Raw genomic sequence first — 17309 nt, forward strand, 5'->3', positions numbered from 1 at the left:
GGAACAACATCATGAGAATAAGAAAAACAAAGCTTGCCATCGGTATTGTTGCTGTTATTGCGGTTGTCTCATTAGCAATAGCTGGCAAAAAAGAGAATGCGAATAAACAATTTCTCTCTGTAGCAACCGCTTCAACAGGAGGAACGTATTATCCGATGGGAGTGGGATTAGCAAACGTATGGAGTACACACCTTAAGGATAGAGGCGTTCAAGTAACAGGCCAATCTTCGGCAGGATCGATAGAAAACATCTATTTAATGCAAAAAAATGAAGCTCAGCTCTCTATTTTGCAAAGTCTTTTAGCTGTAGAAGCTTATGAAGGTGTGCGCAATTTTGAAGGTAAACCAGAAAAAAATCTGCGCTCAATTTCTATGTTGTGGCCCAATGTTGAACACTTTGTTTTAATGAATGACAAAGTAAAAACCGGCACATTAGATGATATTCGTGCGACAAGTTTTTCTGTTGGCCCTCAAGCTAGCGGTACAGAACAATCCACAATTATCATTCTTAAAGGTGTTAATTTAACTAAAAAAGATATTATCCCTGAATATCTTGGATATGGAGACACTGTTTCTGCCATGCGAGACGGCCGTCTTGACGGTGGCGCCTTACCTGCTGGCGTTCCAGCTTCAGCCGTCACCGACATGTATGCTAGTGGTGTCAGCGCAAAACTACTCGAAGTCACAGATAAACAACTTGATGATATCAATCATGTGGCAAATTCATGGTTTCGTTTTGAAATACCCGCGAATACCTATCCTCGTCAAACTGAAATAGTCAATACAATAGCTCAACCTAATATTTTAATGGCCACAACCAGTATTGATAATGACTTAGTTTATGAGCTAACAAAAACTATGTTTGAGAACCTTCCTGAGGTTCATCAAGTTCATAGCGCAGCTAAATACATCACCACAGAAAATGCATTAAAAGGTGTTTCTGTGCCATTACATTTAGGGGCTTACCGCTACTACAAAGAAATCGGGTTAGAGATCCCTGATTATCTTATTCCACCAGAAGCTCAAACGCAGATTAATAATAAATAACAGGAGTGAGTTATGACTAATAATGACCACCTAACTCCGGTAGAGCCACCTGCATTAGATAAAGAAGCAAGCTCTGGCAATCGCCAACTTGCTGGCATTTACCTGAAAATTACCACGACTCTTGCAATATTAATTTCACTTTATGCGATTTACTCAAACGCATTATCAAATACTCAAGAGTTTTACCGCAATACTATTTTTCTTAGTGGTATTTTAATTTTAGGCTTTATTTTATTCCCATTCTCTAAGCGTTTTTCCACACCTAAATTTAATGGATGGGATTATCTTTTTATTGCTTTAACATTAATCAGTTATGGCTATTTTTTCTTTAATTATGTTGATCTTCATGTAGTAAGAAAAAGTATTCCAAATACTACTGATTATGTCATGGCTATATTAGGGATTATCGTACTGTTTGAAGCAGCAAGAAGAACTACTGGTTATTTCATTCCAGGGCTTGCAACTTTTGCCATTATCTATGCTTTATTTGGTCAGTATTTTATGGGTATTTTCGGTCATGCAGGATTTTCTGTAGAAAGATTGTTATACCGTTTATTTATGACCAGTGAAGGGATTTTTGGTATTACTCTTTCAACGGCCTCCACCGCTATTGTGGTCTTTATTCTCTTTGGTTCATTCTTGAGTGTCAGTGGTGCTACTGCTTTATTTAATGATTTAGCGCTGGCTATCGCAGGTCGTCGTCGTGGAGGGCCTGCCCAAGTTGCGGTTATTTCATCTGCATTAACAGGCTCTTTAAGCGGAAGTGCTGTTGCTAACGTAGCAACAACGGGTACTTTCACCATTCCTTTAATGAAAAGTATTGGATTAACTCCGCGTTTTGCTGGAGCTGTAGAAGCAACCGCATCAACGGGTGGTATGATAATGCCTCCGATTATGGGTGCAGCTGCATTTATTATGGCAGGCTTTTTAGGAATTTCGTATACCACCATTGTTATTGCAGCCATTATTCCAGCACTGTTGTATTACGCCGCATTAATTATGGCCATTGACATTGAAGCCAAGAAACAAGGGTTAAAAGGGCTAAGCAAAGAAAATATTCCACAAGTTAAAGCCGTATTAAAAGCCCGTGGCTTACTGTTATTACCATTGGTTATTGTAATTGGAACCTTATTAGTAGGTAAAACACCTATTTATGCTGGCTTCTTAGGTATTCTAACCATTATTGTTGCAAGTTGGATAACACCTGACAAAACTGTTCGTATGACTTTAACGAAAGTGGCTGATGCCTTAGCCGAAGCGGCTCGCGGTTCAGTTCAAGTAACTGTTGCTTGTGCGGCTATTGGCGTGATTATCTGTGTAGTTACAATGACGGGTATCGGGGCAACATTAGCCTTTAATATCGTCTCAATGACGGATAATACACTATGGATGATCTTATTAGTTGTTATGCTAGTGTGTATTGTATTAAGTATGGGGTTACCTTCAACGGCTTTATATATTGTCGTTGCCGTTACAGTGTCACCTATCTTAATTAAAGCCGGTGTTATGCCTTTAGCGGCTCATTTCTTTGTATTCTGGTTTGGGGCACTATCCAATATTACACCTCCTGTAGCCTTAGCCAGTTATACTGCCGCAAGTATTGCAAGAGCAGATCCGATGCAAACATCATGGGATGCAGTTCGTTTAGCCCTTCCCGGCTTTATTATTCCGTTTATTTTAGTCTATAACCCTGCTTTACTGATGCAAGGTGATAATTTAGGTGTACTTTCTATTGGATTAATGATTATTACTGCATTAGTCGGAATTTATGCACTAAGTATCGCAACAGCAAACTTTTGGATGATTAAAACAACGTGGTTTGAACGAATTGCATTTGCAGCAGCGGCAATTCTAATGATTAAACCGGGCTTATATACCGATCTTTTAGGTGTTGCCTTGATCCTATTAACTGGTGCATTCCATCTATTACGGTCTAAAAAACAGTTAGCTAATATGGAGCATGCATCTGGAGAAAACTAGATGATACAAAAGATCTCACGCAAAAAAGCGTCGCATCAAATTCTTGAGCAAATAAAGCAAAATATTAGTAACGGAACATACCCTATTGGTGAAAAGTTACCTTCTGAAAATGTACTCGCTGATGCCTTTGGCGTCAGTCGAGTCCCGATCAGAGAAGCATTAGGTGTTTTAGAAGCCAGTGGCATTGTGACTTCACGCCAAGGAGGCGGTCGCCGTGTCATTGACCATTCTATACTCAGTAAATATGAACCATTAGTCATGGAAATTGCTTGCCCTGAAGAGATTGATTCACTGCTTGAGATGCGAGAGGTCATTGAACATGAAGCGGCAGCTATTGCCGCTTTACGTCGAACACCAGAAGAATTACGCGCTATCGAAAATGCCCACGATGCCTTTGTTTTAGCAACAAGACAGAATAAAAGTATTGGTCATGAAGAAGACTATCAATTTCATCGTTCTATTATGGTTGCTGCACACAATCCTTTTTTTGTCAGGATTTTAGATAATATGCATGAGCTTTATCTTGGTGTCTTAATGTATTCATTAAGTCAAAATAAAGGGCGAGAAACAGAAACAGAGCGTGTTATCGCAGAGCATGAAGCAATTGTTGAAGCAATACGCCAACAAGATCACGATGAAACAAGCCATAAAATGCGCCTTCACTTAACTAATGTACGTGGCAAATTAAAGCGCTTACAACAAGAACCTTGTTAATTTAAAATTTATAAAATGGATAAGATTATGACGTATGACGTGATTATTATTGGTGCGGGATTAGTCGGATTAGGGGTTGCAAGTGCGCTACAAGAAAGTCAACCTGAACTAAAACTACTAGTGATTGATAAAGAATCTGGCCCTGCGGCTCATCAAAGTGGACATAACAGTAATGTTGTTCATTCTGGTATTTATTATACTCCAGGGAGCCTTAAAGCAAGGCTGGCTAAACAAGGGAATATCACCACTTATGCGTTTTGCCAACAACATAATCTTTATTACGATCGTTGTGGCAAAGTGATTGTCGCTACCAATGAAAAAGAGCTAAATGCGTTAGAAAACATTTATCAACGTGGCATTGATAATGGGCTTGAAGTTATCAAAATGACTGAAAGTGAGCTTAAAGTTAGAGAGCCTTATGTCAATGGTATTGCTGCCTTATTAGTTCCTGATGCAGGTATTGTGAATTACTCTGAAATTGCAGCAAAACACGTTGAAATTATTCAATCTCGTGGCGGTGAATTTATATTTGGACAAGCGGTTACAGCAATTAATGAAACCGATGATAGTGTCACTGTAACGACATCCAATGAACGATTTACAGGCAAATGGTTGATTAATTGTGCAGGGTTATTTAGTGATCGTATTGCTAAAATGGCAGGTTATGACACGGGTATGAAGATAGTCCCATTCCGTGGTGAATACTTTATGCTTAATGCCAATAAAAACTACTTAGTCAACCATCTAATTTATCCCGTTCCTAACCCTGATTTTCCATTCTTAGGTGTACACTTCACGCGCATGTATAACGGACATCGCGATGTTGGGCCTAATGCGGTATTAGCGTTTAAACGCGAAGGTTATAAAAAAAGCGATATTAACTTAAAAGATCTCGCTGAAGTGCTCACTTATAAGGGCTTTTGGAAAATTGCAGGTAATTATTTAGGCGAAGGAATGGCAGAGCTTCGTCGTTCATATTCCCGCAAATTATTTACTGCGAATGCACAAAAATTAATTCCTGATTTACGTGAAGCAGATATTCATCCGGGTCCTGCGGGAGTTCGAGCTCAAGCATTAACTCGTGAAGGAAAACTAGTAGATGATTTCCATTTTGTAAAAGGTAAACGTTCATTACATGTGTGTAATGCTCCATCACCTGCAGCAACAGCATCTATTGAAATAGGCAGAGAAATCGTTAGAGAACATTTTTCTTTGTAATTAAAAAATATACGACGAGTAAAAAATAATAAATAGCACTGACATTAATCAGTGCTATTTATTTTATATCACTTACTACACTCTTTTAGCGCTTCATTCATTAACCATTGCTGAAATATTTCCATTGATGCGGTCATTGGTTTTGATTTTAAATACGTTAACCAATACTTACCCATTTCAACTTCTATTTTAAAAGGTTGTATTAGTTGACCACTTTCTATTTCTCTTGAAAACATCTTTGCAGGCGCTAATGCAACTCCGTCTTCATAAATCGCGCTTTCTACCATTAAACGTGAAGAATCAAAAATAGAACCTGTTATTTTTATTGGTGGCATATCTGCTTTTTCAAACCATTGTGACCATTCATCTTCTCGATAAGAACGATATAAATTTTCATTTATTAAGTCAGTTGGATAATGTAGTCGTTTTGCTGTTGTTGGTGAGCACAAGACCGTTAATGGTGCAGAAAATAAGGCTTTATTATGAGTTAAAGGCCATAACCCTTCGCCAAATCGAATGGCAAAATCAAGTCCTTCGGTTGCCAAATTAACTACATTATTATTTGTTCTTAAATTCACTTCTATTCTTGGATATTGTTGCTTAAATTCAGCCAATCGAGGTAATAACCAGCCAACAGCAAATGTTCCCACAGTGGCAATCGAAACAACGTCACGGTATTCACCTCGCTCGAACTGTTTAAATACTCGTTCGATATCACTAAACGCGGTTGTTAATACCGAAAATAAGATCTGTGCATCATCTGTTATCTCCAAACCACGGGGTAAACGCTTAAACAGCATCACGCCCAAACGTTCTTCTAGCATTCTCACTTGTTGACTCACCGCGCCTTGAGTCACATAGAGTTCTAATGCAGCTTTGGTGAAATTAAGGTGTCTTGCGGATGCTTCAAAAGCGCGTAGTGCATTGAGAGGAAGATGTGTTCGCATAATATTATGAGCCATTAGATTTTCTATAGGCTAAGGCGATTTATTATCGATTGTCAATAAATCAATTAAATAGGATATTGCACCTAGTAAATAAATAGCATTATCTCTTGTCGATAACCATCTATTTATATTGAACTTTCTTTATTAAATTAATATGAGCATCAATTTCTATGTTTAAAACAACATACCGTCAAATTGCAGTGATCGCAGTTTCATTAATATCTCTACTGGCTTCACCAATGCTATGGGCTAAAACAAATAGCACTATTGAAGAACAATTAGCGACACTTGAAAAAAATAGCCAAGGCCGTTTAGGCGTTGCGTTAATTAATACTAAAGATAACTCACAAATAACTTATCGTGGTGATGAGCGCTTTGCCATGGCAAGTACCAGCAAAGTTATGGCTGTAGCCGCCGTTTTAAAAGAGAGTGAAAAACAAGCAGGATTGCTTAATAACTATATAACCATCAAAAAAGCCGATTTAGTCCCATATAGCCCAATTACAGAAAAACATTTAGCAACTGGAATGACATTGGCTCAATTAAGTGCGGCTACCTTGCAATATAGCGATAATACGGCAATGAATAAAATCCTAGATTATTTAGGAGGATCTTCCAGTGTTACTCAATTTGCACGTTCAATTAATGATGTAACTTATCGCCTAGATCGCAAAGAGCCTGAATTAAATACAGCCATTCATGGTGATCCTCGTGATACCACCTCTCCAATTGCGATGGCTAAAAGCCTTCAAGCATTAACATTAGGTGACGCATTAGGTCAATCTCAACGCCAACAACTTGTTACTTGGTTAAAAGGTAATACAACAGGCGATCACAGTATTAAAGCGGGTTTACCAAAGCATTGGATTGTTGGAGATAAAACCGGTAGTGGTGATTATGGCACAACTAATGATATAGCCGTTATTTGGCCTGAAAACCATGCACCATTAATTTTAGTCGTCTATTTCACACAACGAGAACAGAATGCGAAATACCGTAAAGATGTTATTGTTAAAGCAACTGAAATTGTAACAAAAGAGTTTTCCAATTTATCTCAAACAAAATAAGTTTCTTTATTGATAATCTAAACAAGAAATCAAATATAGTAATAGAGCTATTTGTTGGCTCTATTACTACAAGCACATAAAAAAATAATATAAATAACTTACAGATAAACAATTAGATTATAATAAACAAGCACAATATACTGACTTCAATTAAATGGATTTATTTTAAGGAAGGAAAATGGCCGATCTTTTTGAATTAATTGGTGAATTATTATCGTGCGCGGGTCAAATCACTCTCACTCAGATCAGACTTTGTATCGTTATTCTTACCATATTAATGCTAATTATTGTCTCTTTATGTGCTTGGTCGTTTTATCTCTATTTTATTGGTGCCTCATTATTTTTCTGTATGTTACTTTATACACCAGAGATATATCGGTTTATTAAAAGCTGGATAGTTTAGCTTATGCCAATAAAAAAGCCTCTGTTAAGATTTTAACTTGAGGCTTTCTCTATTAAATATGTCTGTGATAATTAAAAATCAAATAATTCTAAATATTTAGAAAATTAAAGTGGTAAAGCAAAACTCACTTTTACCGTTTCCATTGGTACTTCTGTTTTTATACTTTGGATGCTTGGAATTTGTGTTAAATAATCGGCATGAAAACGACGATATGTTGCTAAATCTTTAGTCACTATCCGAATTAACGCATCACACTCGCCGGCCATTAAATGGCACTCAACCACTTCAGGTAACACCTTAATGGCCGTTACAAATTCTTCTATGGTTTCTGCATCCTGTGCTCTAAACCAGATCCTTGCGAATAAAGATAAACCTGCATCAACCATACTACCATCTAATACAGCAACATAACGCGTGATCACTCCCGACTCTTCAAGTAAACGCACTCGGCGAAGACAAGGTGACGGTGAGAGCCCAACTTCTTTTGCTAGCTCAATATTTTGGATTTTGCCATCACGTTGAAGCACCTGCAAAATATGTTTATCTATCTTATCTAATTTTATTGACATCAAAGATTAACCTTAATTCTATTTGTGGAATTTTATTGCCAATTAATTCTTTTTGTTAGCAACAAAGCAACCCGATTTTTTCGAAAACATCATATAATCTTTCCGCTAAATTTCACAGCAAAAACGATGTTTCTCTTAATCTATCTCTATCAGGTGAAAAGATGGAATTTAACACTTTATTATTATTCGCACTGACTGTTCTACCGCTTATCTGTACACCTGGGCCTGATATTCTTTTTATCTCATCCCAAGGGTTATCAGGGGGAATGAAATCAGCATGGATTGCGAATTTAGGCGTGATATCCGGTTATTTAACCCATGCGTTATTGAGTGCCTTAGGGCTTGCCGCCTTAGTATCTACATCTCCCATTATATTTCACTTACTCAAATGGGTCGGTGTTGCCTATATCAGTTATCTTGCCATTAAAATGTTGATATCAGCCTGCAAAAAAGGAAAGTTAGTCCTTAATGCCACTAAAACTTCATCTCTATTTCGTAAAGGTTTTTTAACCAGTTTCCTTAATCCTAAAGGCTTATTAGTTTATCTCGCTATTTTACCAAACTTTATTGATAATCATAATGATGTCGCAACACAATCATTGCTGTTATCTGGGATATTTATCACGACTTGCTTAATTATTTATGGTCTTCTTGGTAGCTTCTTTGCTTATATCGGCTTAAAAGGCGGTTTAAGTGATAAACGTCGTCGTTATAACGATGGTATTGCCGGTGGATTACTCACTTTTGCCGCCGTTAATCTGGCTTTTAATTAGCCATAATCCTAAGCATCATTTATTATTTCAGTCAGTATTTGACCACAAAAAATACCTTTATTTTAGTGGTCGAATATCTGCCCATAATAATTGGCAATTTGCGGTTAACGGCCTTATCTCACCTTCTCGAATATCAGGTAACCACCATGCACCTTGCCCTTTTGATAAATGCTGACAAGTAGCGCCAGTTAAAGTCCATTCACCTTGCGTTATATAAATAAGTCCCGCATGAGAACTTGGTAATATTAGTGGTTGCGTTACTAATGTGGTTTCTGCTTTCCAGCATGTTCTGCGTACCATAATATTTAAACATTTTACGCCTCCTTTAATCAGCTCTGATTTAACATGAATATCACCTGAAAAATCAAAAGGTTGATAAGGATCAGTGACAGAGTGACTCAGGAATCCCGCGCTATTTAAATTAAGTCCATTGCCTTCTAATAGCACCATTTGCCGTTCTATATCAGGAAACTGCCCTAATGAGCCATTATCTTCGATAGATGTTAAACACGCTCGCCATGAAAAATCATTATTCACTGGCCAACACACAATTTCTTGGGTTGTGCCTTTTTGATTACTCCATGGAATAAACGGTAACTCTTGTTGATCAAAACAACGTAGCTTCATTGTGTCCTCCTGCAATATCTGGCTAGTCAGTCTGATAATGAGGTTAAGAATTAATCATTGGAGATTACCGTTCATAAATCAATATATAACTTTTAAAAATGTGCGCTAACGTCCGCTATTTACGTCGTAATTTTCTACATCCTTCACCGATAATTTCCATTCCTTTTTCTGTCCTGCTATTCCATTGAAAAGAAGAATTTAAACGAAAGGCATGGTTAAATTGAGAGCTGGTGGAAAACATAGAACCCGGTGCAATACTGACCCCTCTTTCCAATGCAAAGTGATACAGTTTATTTGCATCAAATGTTGATTCAAATTCTAGCCAGAGAAAATATCCGCCTGTCGGAATATTCACTTTTACATCTTCAGGTAAATGTGACTGTATGGCTTGTAACATACGATAACGCCTTTGTTCTAATAATAATCTTAATCGACGAAGATGCGTATCATAGCCTCCTTGAGATAGGTAGTCCGCAATGGCTTGCTGTGTCGGCATACTCGCAGAAACTGTACTCATCATTTGTAGCTGTTGTATTTTTGTTGCGTGTTTTCCTGCAGCAACCCAACCTACGCGAAAGCCTGGAGCCAAACATTTAGAAAAAGAAGCACAATGTAATACGCTATTCGTTTTATCAAAGCCTTTTACTGGCATTGGTGCCTTTTGACTGTTATAGAGTTCTCCATAGACATCATCTTCAATTAACGTTATCTGTTTTTTCGCTAATATCTCCACCAGCCTTATTTTATTTTCATCAGGCATTGTTCCACCTAATGGGTTTTGGCAATGACTCATCAACCAACACGCTTTTATATCGTATTGATCCACTACTTTTTCGAGTTCATCTAAACAAATTCCTGTTACAGGATCTGTTCGAATCGCAATGGCTTTTAAACGTAAACGTTCAATAGCTTGTAACGCGCCATAAAATGCGGGTGATTCAATCACAACCCAATCACCTGGTTCGGTTACAGCCTGTAAACTAAAGCTCAATGATTCCATTGCACCCGCAGTAATAACAATGTCATCTGGAGAGACGTGAATGCCTTGCAATGCATAGCGTTGTGCAATGTTACGGCGTAACTTTTCATTTCCTGGTGGTAAATTAATTACTGAACTTTGAGGTGCTAAATGCCTTGCTGCCGATGCTAATGCACTGCTGAGTTTAGGTTGGATAAATAAACTAGGATCGGGAAATGCTGAACCAAAAGGAATAATCTCAAGATCTTTACATGCTTGGAGCACATTAAAAATGGAGGTACTAATCTCAACATTTTCACTCATGTGTAGTCCTTTACTGGCTGTCACTTGACCAAAGCGTGTATTACGATGCGCAACGTAATAACCTGATTGTGGTCGCGCGGTTATCCATCCTTGGCTTTCTAATAACTGATACGATTGTAAAACAGTCATTAAACTTAAACCTGATTGTTTTACCGTATCCCGCAATGAAGGTAAACGGTCGCCAGATTGCCAGATATTATCTTCAATCTGCTGGCGTATTTGCGCTGCAAGCTGTTCATATCGAGTCATATAAAACTGTTCACCTCAAAACTGTTATAGTCATTTTTAAACTTATTGTCACTATTATAGCTTACTGTCATATGGTCTACTAATCCACACGATTTACCTGCAATTTACATATCAATAAAACGAGGTTTTTATGCTTGGGTTAAGTGCCTTCGATTTGGCGCGTATCCAATTTGCGTTCACAGTTTCTTTTCATATTATCTTCCCCGCAATTACTATCGGACTGGCTAGTTTTTTAGCTGTATTGGAAGGTTTATGGTTAAAAACTCGCAATAAGGATTATTTAGCGTTATTTCATTTCTGGTCAAAAATATTCGCTGTTAACTTTGCTATGGGTGTTGTCTCTGGTTTGGTTATGGCCTATCAATTTGGAACCAACTGGAGCTTTTTTTCTGACTTTGCCGGCTCAATTACAGGCCCTTTGCTGACTTATGAAGTGCTTACCGCTTTCTTCCTAGAAGCGGGTTTTTTGGGTGTAATGCTATTTGGTTGGAATAAAGTGGGTGAAAAACTTCACTTTTTCGCAACCTGTATGGTGGCATTAGGCACATTGATGTCAACGTTTTGGATCTTGGCATCAAATAGCTGGATGCAGACACCACAAGGATTCGAAATCATTAATAACCAAGTTGTACCCGTAGATTGGATTGCGGTTATTTTTAACCCCTCTTTCCCTTATCGTCTCGCTCATATGGGTGTTGCCGCATTCCTTGCTTCTGCTTTCTTTATTGCAGCTTCTGCAGCGTGGCATCTCCTTAAAGGCAATAAAACATCAGCAATGAAAAAGATGCTTTCAATGTCTTTGTGGATGATTTTAATTTTAGCACCAATTCAAGCACTCATTGGTGATGTCCATGGTTTAAATACCTTAAAACATCAGCCTGCAAAAATTGCTGCTATTGAAGGCCATTGGGAAAATAAACCGGGTGAAGCAACACCGTTAATTCTTTTTGGTATGCCTGATATGGATGCTGAAGAAACGAAATATAAGATAGAAATCCCTTATCTTGGCAGCATGATCTTAACTCACAGCTTAGAAAAACAAGTTCCGGCATTAAAAGAATTCCCTAAAGAAGACCGACCTAATTCACTTATCGTTTTCTGGTCTTTCCGCATTATGGTTGGCCTAGGGATGTTAATGATTTTAGTGGGTGTTTGGGGAACTTGGCTGCGATATAAAAAGAGACTTTATGAATCTAAGACCTTCTTACGTTTAACATTTTTAATGGCGCCATCAGGTCTTATCGCTATTCTTGCAGGTTGGTTTACAACAGAAGTAGGTCGTCAGCCTTGGGTTGTTTATGGCATACAGCGAACACGAGACGCCGTCTCTGCTCATGGTGAAATGCATATGAGTATAAGCCTACTGATCTTCTTTGTTGTTTATGGTTCTGTGTTCGGTGTTGGATATGCCTATATGTTAAGACTGATCCGTAAAGGTACTTCGGAGGTTCATCATGGGAATTGATTTACCCGTTATTTGGTTCATCATCATCGTATTTAGTACATTAATGTATATTGTAATGGATGGCTTCGATCTCGGTATCGGTATGCTCTATCCATTTATTAAAAGCGACCAAGATCGTGACTTAATGATGAATACCGTAGCCCCAGTGTGGGATGGTAACGAGACATGGTTAGTCTTGGGGGGAGCTGCATTATTTGGTGCATTTCCGCTTGCTTATGCTGTTATTCTTGATGCATTAGCAATGCCTTTAACTTTAATGCTTGTCGCGCTGATTTTCCGTGGTGTTGCCTTTGAATTTCGTTTTAAAGCAGATAACAGTCACAAAAGCTTTTGGGACAAATCCTTTATTTTCGGATCAATACTAGCAACCTTTATGCAAGGCGTTGTCGTTGGTAGCGTTGTTCAAGGTCTACCTGTTGTTAATCGTACATTTGCAGGTAGCTATTTTGATTGGCTGTCGCCTTTTGCACTCTTTTGTGGTTTTGGTTTAGTTATCGCCTACTCCTTATTAGGATGTGGCTGGCTAATTATGAAAACCGAAGGCCATTTACAGCAAAATTTATATAAAGTTGCTAAACCACTGACACTGGTAATGCTTGCTGTGATCGCTGTTGTTAGTGCATGGACGCCACTAGCACAACCTGCCATTGCTGAACGCTGGTTCACGTTACCTAACTTGTTCTTCTTTTTGCCCGTTCCACTTTTAGTGTTATACAGCTCATGGCTGATTTTGCGTTCGATAAAAAAACAAGGACATTATCTTCCTTTCTTTGGAGCATTGGCTTTAATTTTCTTAGGTTTTGCCGGATTAGGCATCAGTATTTGGCCTAACATTATTCCGCCTGCCGTGAGTTTTGTAGCAGCTTCTGCACCACCAGAAAGCCAAGGATTTATGCTAGTTGGCGCACTCTTTATTATTCCAATTATTCTCGTTTACACATTCTGGAGTTATTACGTTTTCAGAGGAAAAACCAATTATGAAGAAGGCTATCACTGATCCACAAATACAAAGCAAACCCTCATTATTAAAAAAATGGGGCTGGCTAATTACAATTTGGTTTTGTAGTGTTTTAGCTTTATTTGCGGTTTCTTCTCTTTTTCGATTCTTAATGACGCTTGCGGGAATGAAAGTGAAGTAAAGGCAAAACACACACAGCAATATAAAACATAGTACCGCACAACGGTAAAATAAACACAAAGGGCTGATATTATTTTAGCCCTTTCTTATTTCCCATAATTAACTAAAATTAAATCAAACGCATTGATAAAATAACTATAAATACATCATTTTTGATTAATAGTAAGGGATAAAATCTTTTTTATTCTGTTATGACGATAAATAAAGATATAAAAAATCCTATAAAAAGCCATCTTCACTAGAAATAAAATAGAGTACTTGTTGAATTCAATTTCTAAAGTAATTATGATACCCGCCGCTTAGCACTCCACACCTGTATTAGTTTATAAAGACGTATATTGTGCATCATTTAGATATTACCTATTTGATTAACTTAAAAATTAAGCTTATATCCCTATGAAATAGAGGGAATGACCATAATGTCTTTTTAAAAAATATATTTTGATAATTTAGAATTATCTTAATTGCTAAGAAAGATCACCTAAACTAGGCTTACGTATTGTTGCTACTAAATTAAGGATGAAGTCATGAATTGGTATTTGGAAGTCATTAAAAATAATTACGCTAACTTTTCAGGTCGTGCTCGCAGAAAAGAATATTGGATGTTTACTCTGGTAAATACCATTATCATTACTGTTCTATATGCTATTTTAATGTCATCAATAGACATGAACACTGGTGAAACGAGTTCATTAGGTTCGATTGTAGGTATTATTATCGGTATTTATTCTTTAGCTATTATCGTACCTAGCCTTGCTGTAACTATTCGTCGTTTCCACGACCAAGATAAATCAGGTTGGATGTTCTTACTTGCATTTATTCCTGCTGTTGGTGGATTAATTGTTTTTGTCTTTATGTGCCTAGAAGGAACTAAAGGCGACAACAGATTTGGCCCAGATCCTAAAGCTTAATCTATTACTGGCGTCATATAAAAATACAGTGAGTATACTATTTTAAGTTTACTCACTGTATTAATTGATTTTTCTGCCTTTATTTCAACTATCTAAAACTATTTCTTTCTTCAAATAAAATAATACCAGCCCCCGCCTACCACATTGTATTTTAGTGTTTTTATTTTCTTCTAATTTCTCTAATTAATGCCTCTGAATTATTACCACAAGCTTATTACATTGATTTTTAAGTTTTTTTCTTTATCGTAATTTGAGCCTAATCACACAATGATAAGTAAAACATACACCTCACTTTACTAAATCAAAGTTAATGTTGATAATGACTATCATTATTAATTGAAAATGATAATATCTACATCGAAAAAACAATTAAATGAGTCAGGTAAAAAAACGTGAGTAACCAAAAAACACCTCAAGAAAAAAACATTTATAAACCAGCGCCTCCTCGCCTAGTTCAAGTAAAACGTATTACTGATGTCACGCCAGGAATGCGCTGTATTACCTTTACTAGTGATGATTTAGATACTTACCCTGCTGATACAGCGGGCGCACATCTAAAAATATTTTTACCATTAGAAGGTCAAGTGAAGCCTACAGTACCGGGTTTTTCTGAAAAAGGCCCTAAATGGCCTGAAGGCGAACCAAGATCGATTGTACGAACTTATAGTGTTCGTGCTATTCGCCCAGAGCAAAAAGAGTTAGACATTGAATTTGCCGTTCATGACGATGTTGGCCCAGCTATTCATTTTGCACTAAATGCTAAGCAAGGCGACTACATTGGGATCACTAATCCAGGTGGCCCTGATCCCCTTTTAGCCCCTGCGTCACATTACTATATGGCAGCCGATCCAAGTTCATTACCTGCTTTAATGGCTTTAATTGAAACCATGCAGCCTAATGTTCAAGGAAAAGTCGTTATCCGAGTAGAAGACGAAACGCATCGTCAAGAAATTAAACGTCCTAATGGATTAGAAATAATCTGGCTGATTGGCTCAGTTGAAGAACAAACTGAAAACTTAATTAATGAATTTATGTCATGGGAATTACCTGCTGAAGATGTGGCATTTTGGATTGCAGGTGAAGACAAAATTATTCGTGCATTAAGACGTCATATTCGTCGTGATAACGGTTATGATCGTAGCTTAATTTATGCCATTCCTTATTGGCGTTTTGGTTATGACGAAGAAGGTTATCACGCTGAACGTCACCATGTTATGGATAATGAAGACGTAAGCTAAGCAATAAATTAAAGATTAAACGTTGGCTGTACAGGCTGCATATTAACTCCCTCAATAATATGCAGCCTTTTTTATTTTATAAAAAATTTCTTATGCCCAATTTAATCATTATAAGCAGCTAATACATGATGACATAATGTAGATCGCACACAATCTTCCTGCATAAACTTAATCACACCTACTCGACTATTAGCCTCAAATCGAATAAGAGCATCCGCTAATCCAGACGGTACACCAGAAGGTAAATCACACTGTGTAATATCTCCATTTACCACAACAGTGACATTCTCACCCATTCTAGTTAAGAATAGCTTCATTTGATTCACAGTAACATTCTGTGCTTCATCTAAAATAACAAATGCATTTTCAAAAGTACGACCTCGCATATAAGCAAAAGGTGCAATTTCAACCTTGCCAATTTCAGGACGTAAACAATACTGTAAGAATGAAGCGCCTAAACGTTTCACTAATACGTCGTAGACAGGACGAAAATAGGGTGCGAATTTTTCCGCAATATCACCAGGTAAAAACCCAAGATCTTCATCTGCCTGCAACACTGGTCGAGTAACAATAATACGTTCTATTTCTTTATTAATTAAGGCATCGGCAGCCATTGCAGTACTGAGAAAGGTTTTGCCACACCCTGCTTCCCCTGTAGCGAAAATAAGATCTTGATGTTTAATTGCATTCATATATTGGCGTTGTACTTCATTGCGAGGAGATAACAAGCGTTCATCACGCTTTTCTCTCGCCATACCAATGGTATCAATATCCCCAAATCCTGGTAAAACCATAACATTATCTCGATGCGCCCCATTACGTTGTTCTTTACGTGAGGTGCGTTTATTTTCTCGGCGTAAACGTGTTGCTGCTTTTTGTCTACTCATAGTGGTATTTACCCTTGTTAGTCTTCAAAAAGTCATCGACATCTCTATTTGTATTCCATTCGCTTACCGATGAGTCCCCTTCAGACTCTGTTTAGTCGCAGAAAACAAAAAAACCGGTCACAATCCTGAACATTAAACATCAATGAACGGTTGTTGCCGGTTTTCTGTGAGTAACGAGATATTTCCATTGCTTCTATCATTCATATTCCCCATCATGGAGTTAGAGTGAAAATTAACGAAGCTTTATGACAGTATAATGACAAAAGAAAAATATTTTCAATACTGAGTCGATCTATAACGAGATGAACTTAACATAAAAATAACAATAAATGTTATTTTAGGGGGAGTAAATGAATTTCTTACGATTACCTTTTATTTATTGGTTACTACTTAACCTAATTCCATTTATTGGTTTTGAACTTCATTCAGGCTCTCTGAATATGGGTTTCTTTTTTTATTTAGGTTTACTCACGATTACGACTTCTGGGATCTGGCTTTTTTATTGCCTCTCATTTTTTATTAAACAAAAAACATCTCCTAATCCCAATCACACACCTCGACAATTAGTGACAAGTGGCCCTTATAAAATTAGCCGTAATCCTATGTATCTCGGTTTTTTGGATATCAGTATTGGACTGTTTTTTATTTTTGGTAATTGGGGATTTTTGGGTGCTGCGATTGCGTTTTACTTTATTACTGATCGCTATACGATAGTACGTGAAGAAAAGATCTTAAGTGAGTTATTTCCACAAGCGTGGCAACAATATTGTCGCCACGTTCGTCGTTGGATGTAAT

Annotated in this window: 17 protein-coding genes; 12 read left to right on the forward strand and 5 right to left on the reverse strand. The window is 37.4% G+C overall.

Features of this window, described 5'->3' with window-relative positions:
- The first annotated feature begins 11 nt into the window (after positions 1–11).
- The 4 genes from LG402_RS10955 to lhgO are packed head-to-tail and all read left to right on the forward strand — an operon-like array spanning position 12 to position 4958.
- Positions 12–1046 carry a TAXI family TRAP transporter solute-binding subunit gene (locus tag LG402_RS10955; protein ID WP_227335373.1) on the forward strand — a complete coding sequence of 345 codons (1035 nt, stop codon included), beginning with the start codon at positions 12–14 and terminating at the stop codon, positions 1044–1046.
- A gap of 12 nt (positions 1047–1058) precedes the next feature.
- Positions 1059–3026, forward strand: a complete 1968-nt coding sequence (locus tag LG402_RS10960; RefSeq protein ID WP_166540010.1) for a TRAP transporter permease — start codon at positions 1059–1061, stop codon at positions 3024–3026.
- The gene (locus LG402_RS10965; protein ID WP_166540011.1) at positions 3027–3740 is read left to right on the forward strand and encodes a FadR/GntR family transcriptional regulator; all 714 of its coding nucleotides are present in this window, start codon (positions 3027–3029) and stop codon (positions 3738–3740) included.
- A gap of 15 nt (positions 3741–3755) precedes the next feature.
- Positions 3756–4958, forward strand: coding sequence for an L-2-hydroxyglutarate oxidase (lhgO, locus tag LG402_RS10970; RefSeq protein ID WP_166540012.1), 1203 nt, complete (start codon positions 3756–3758; stop codon positions 4956–4958).
- Positions 4959–5026: 68 nt separating this feature from the next.
- Here lhgO and LG402_RS10975 read toward each other — a convergent pair whose 3' ends face one another.
- Complete coding sequence (locus LG402_RS10975) at positions 5027–5905, reverse strand: LysR family transcriptional regulator (protein ID WP_166540031.1); 879 nt, start codon at positions 5903–5905, stop codon at positions 5027–5029.
- Between the two features lie 170 nt (positions 5906–6075).
- On the opposite strand from LG402_RS10975, the gene bla reads away from it, so the two are divergent.
- Complete coding sequence (gene bla / locus LG402_RS10980; protein WP_227335374.1) at positions 6076–6972, forward strand: class A beta-lactamase; 897 nt, start codon at positions 6076–6078, stop codon at positions 6970–6972.
- A gap of 507 nt (positions 6973–7479) precedes the next feature.
- On the opposite strand, the gene LG402_RS10985 is transcribed toward bla, so the two are convergent.
- The gene (locus LG402_RS10985) at positions 7480–7944 is read right to left on the reverse strand and encodes an Lrp/AsnC family transcriptional regulator (protein WP_166540014.1); all 465 of its coding nucleotides are present in this window, start codon (positions 7942–7944) and stop codon (positions 7480–7482) included.
- A gap of 161 nt (positions 7945–8105) precedes the next feature.
- Between LG402_RS10985 and LG402_RS10990 the strand changes: the two genes are divergently transcribed.
- Positions 8106–8717 (forward strand): LysE family translocator, encoded by a 612-nt coding sequence (locus LG402_RS10990; protein WP_109407598.1) that lies wholly within the window; start codon positions 8106–8108, stop codon positions 8715–8717.
- A gap of 57 nt (positions 8718–8774) precedes the next feature.
- Here the strand turns inward: LG402_RS10990 and LG402_RS10995 are convergent, their stop codons facing one another.
- Positions 8775–9344, reverse strand: coding sequence for a HutD family protein (locus tag LG402_RS10995; protein ID WP_166540015.1), 570 nt, complete (start codon positions 9342–9344; stop codon positions 8775–8777).
- Between the two features lie 115 nt (positions 9345–9459).
- Positions 9460–10875: a PLP-dependent aminotransferase family protein gene (locus LG402_RS11000; RefSeq protein ID WP_227335375.1), complete on the reverse strand. Its 1416-nt coding sequence runs from the start codon at positions 10873–10875 to the stop codon at positions 9460–9462.
- A 130-nt stretch (positions 10876–11005) separates the two neighbouring features.
- Here LG402_RS11000 and LG402_RS11005 point away from each other — a divergent pair, with 130 nt between their 5' ends.
- The 5 genes from LG402_RS11005 to LG402_RS11025 all read left to right on the forward strand — a co-directional run bounded on the left by LG402_RS11005 (position 11006) and on the right by LG402_RS11025 (position 15627).
- Positions 11006–12340: a cytochrome ubiquinol oxidase subunit I gene (locus LG402_RS11005; RefSeq protein WP_166540016.1), complete on the forward strand. Its 1335-nt coding sequence runs from the start codon at positions 11006–11008 to the stop codon at positions 12338–12340.
- Positions 12330–13337, forward strand: a complete 1008-nt coding sequence (gene cydB, locus LG402_RS11010; protein ID WP_109407602.1) for a cytochrome d ubiquinol oxidase subunit II — start codon at positions 12330–12332, stop codon at positions 13335–13337. Before LG402_RS11005 ends, cydB begins: the two co-directional genes overlap by 11 nt.
- On the forward strand, positions 13318–13479 hold the full coding sequence (locus LG402_RS11015; RefSeq protein ID WP_072068259.1) for a DUF2474 domain-containing protein: 162 nt from the start codon (positions 13318–13320) through the stop codon (positions 13477–13479). Before cydB ends, LG402_RS11015 begins: the two co-directional genes overlap by 20 nt.
- Positions 13480–14005: 526 nt before the next feature.
- A complete protein-coding gene (locus LG402_RS11020) occupies positions 14006–14389 on the forward strand; it encodes a DUF805 domain-containing protein (protein ID WP_088495407.1) in 384 nt (127 codons plus the stop codon).
- 392 nt (positions 14390–14781) lie between these two features.
- Positions 14782–15627: a siderophore-interacting protein gene (locus LG402_RS11025; RefSeq protein WP_109407603.1), complete on the forward strand. Its 846-nt coding sequence runs from the start codon at positions 14782–14784 to the stop codon at positions 15625–15627.
- A gap of 101 nt (positions 15628–15728) precedes the next feature.
- On the opposite strand, the gene phoH is transcribed toward LG402_RS11025, so the two are convergent.
- On the reverse strand, positions 15729–16514 hold the full coding sequence (gene phoH / locus LG402_RS11030; RefSeq protein WP_109407604.1) for a phosphate starvation-inducible protein PhoH: 786 nt from the start codon (positions 16512–16514) through the stop codon (positions 15729–15731).
- Positions 16515–16864: 350 nt separating this feature from the next.
- On the opposite strand from phoH, the gene LG402_RS11035 reads away from it, so the two are divergent.
- A complete protein-coding gene (locus tag LG402_RS11035; protein ID WP_109407605.1) occupies positions 16865–17308 on the forward strand; it encodes a methyltransferase family protein in 444 nt (147 codons plus the stop codon).
- Position 17309 lies beyond the last annotated feature (1 nt).

It is taken from the genome of Proteus sp. NMG38-2, assembly GCF_020640995.1.
GTDB lineage: Bacteria > Pseudomonadota > Gammaproteobacteria > Enterobacterales > Enterobacteriaceae > Proteus.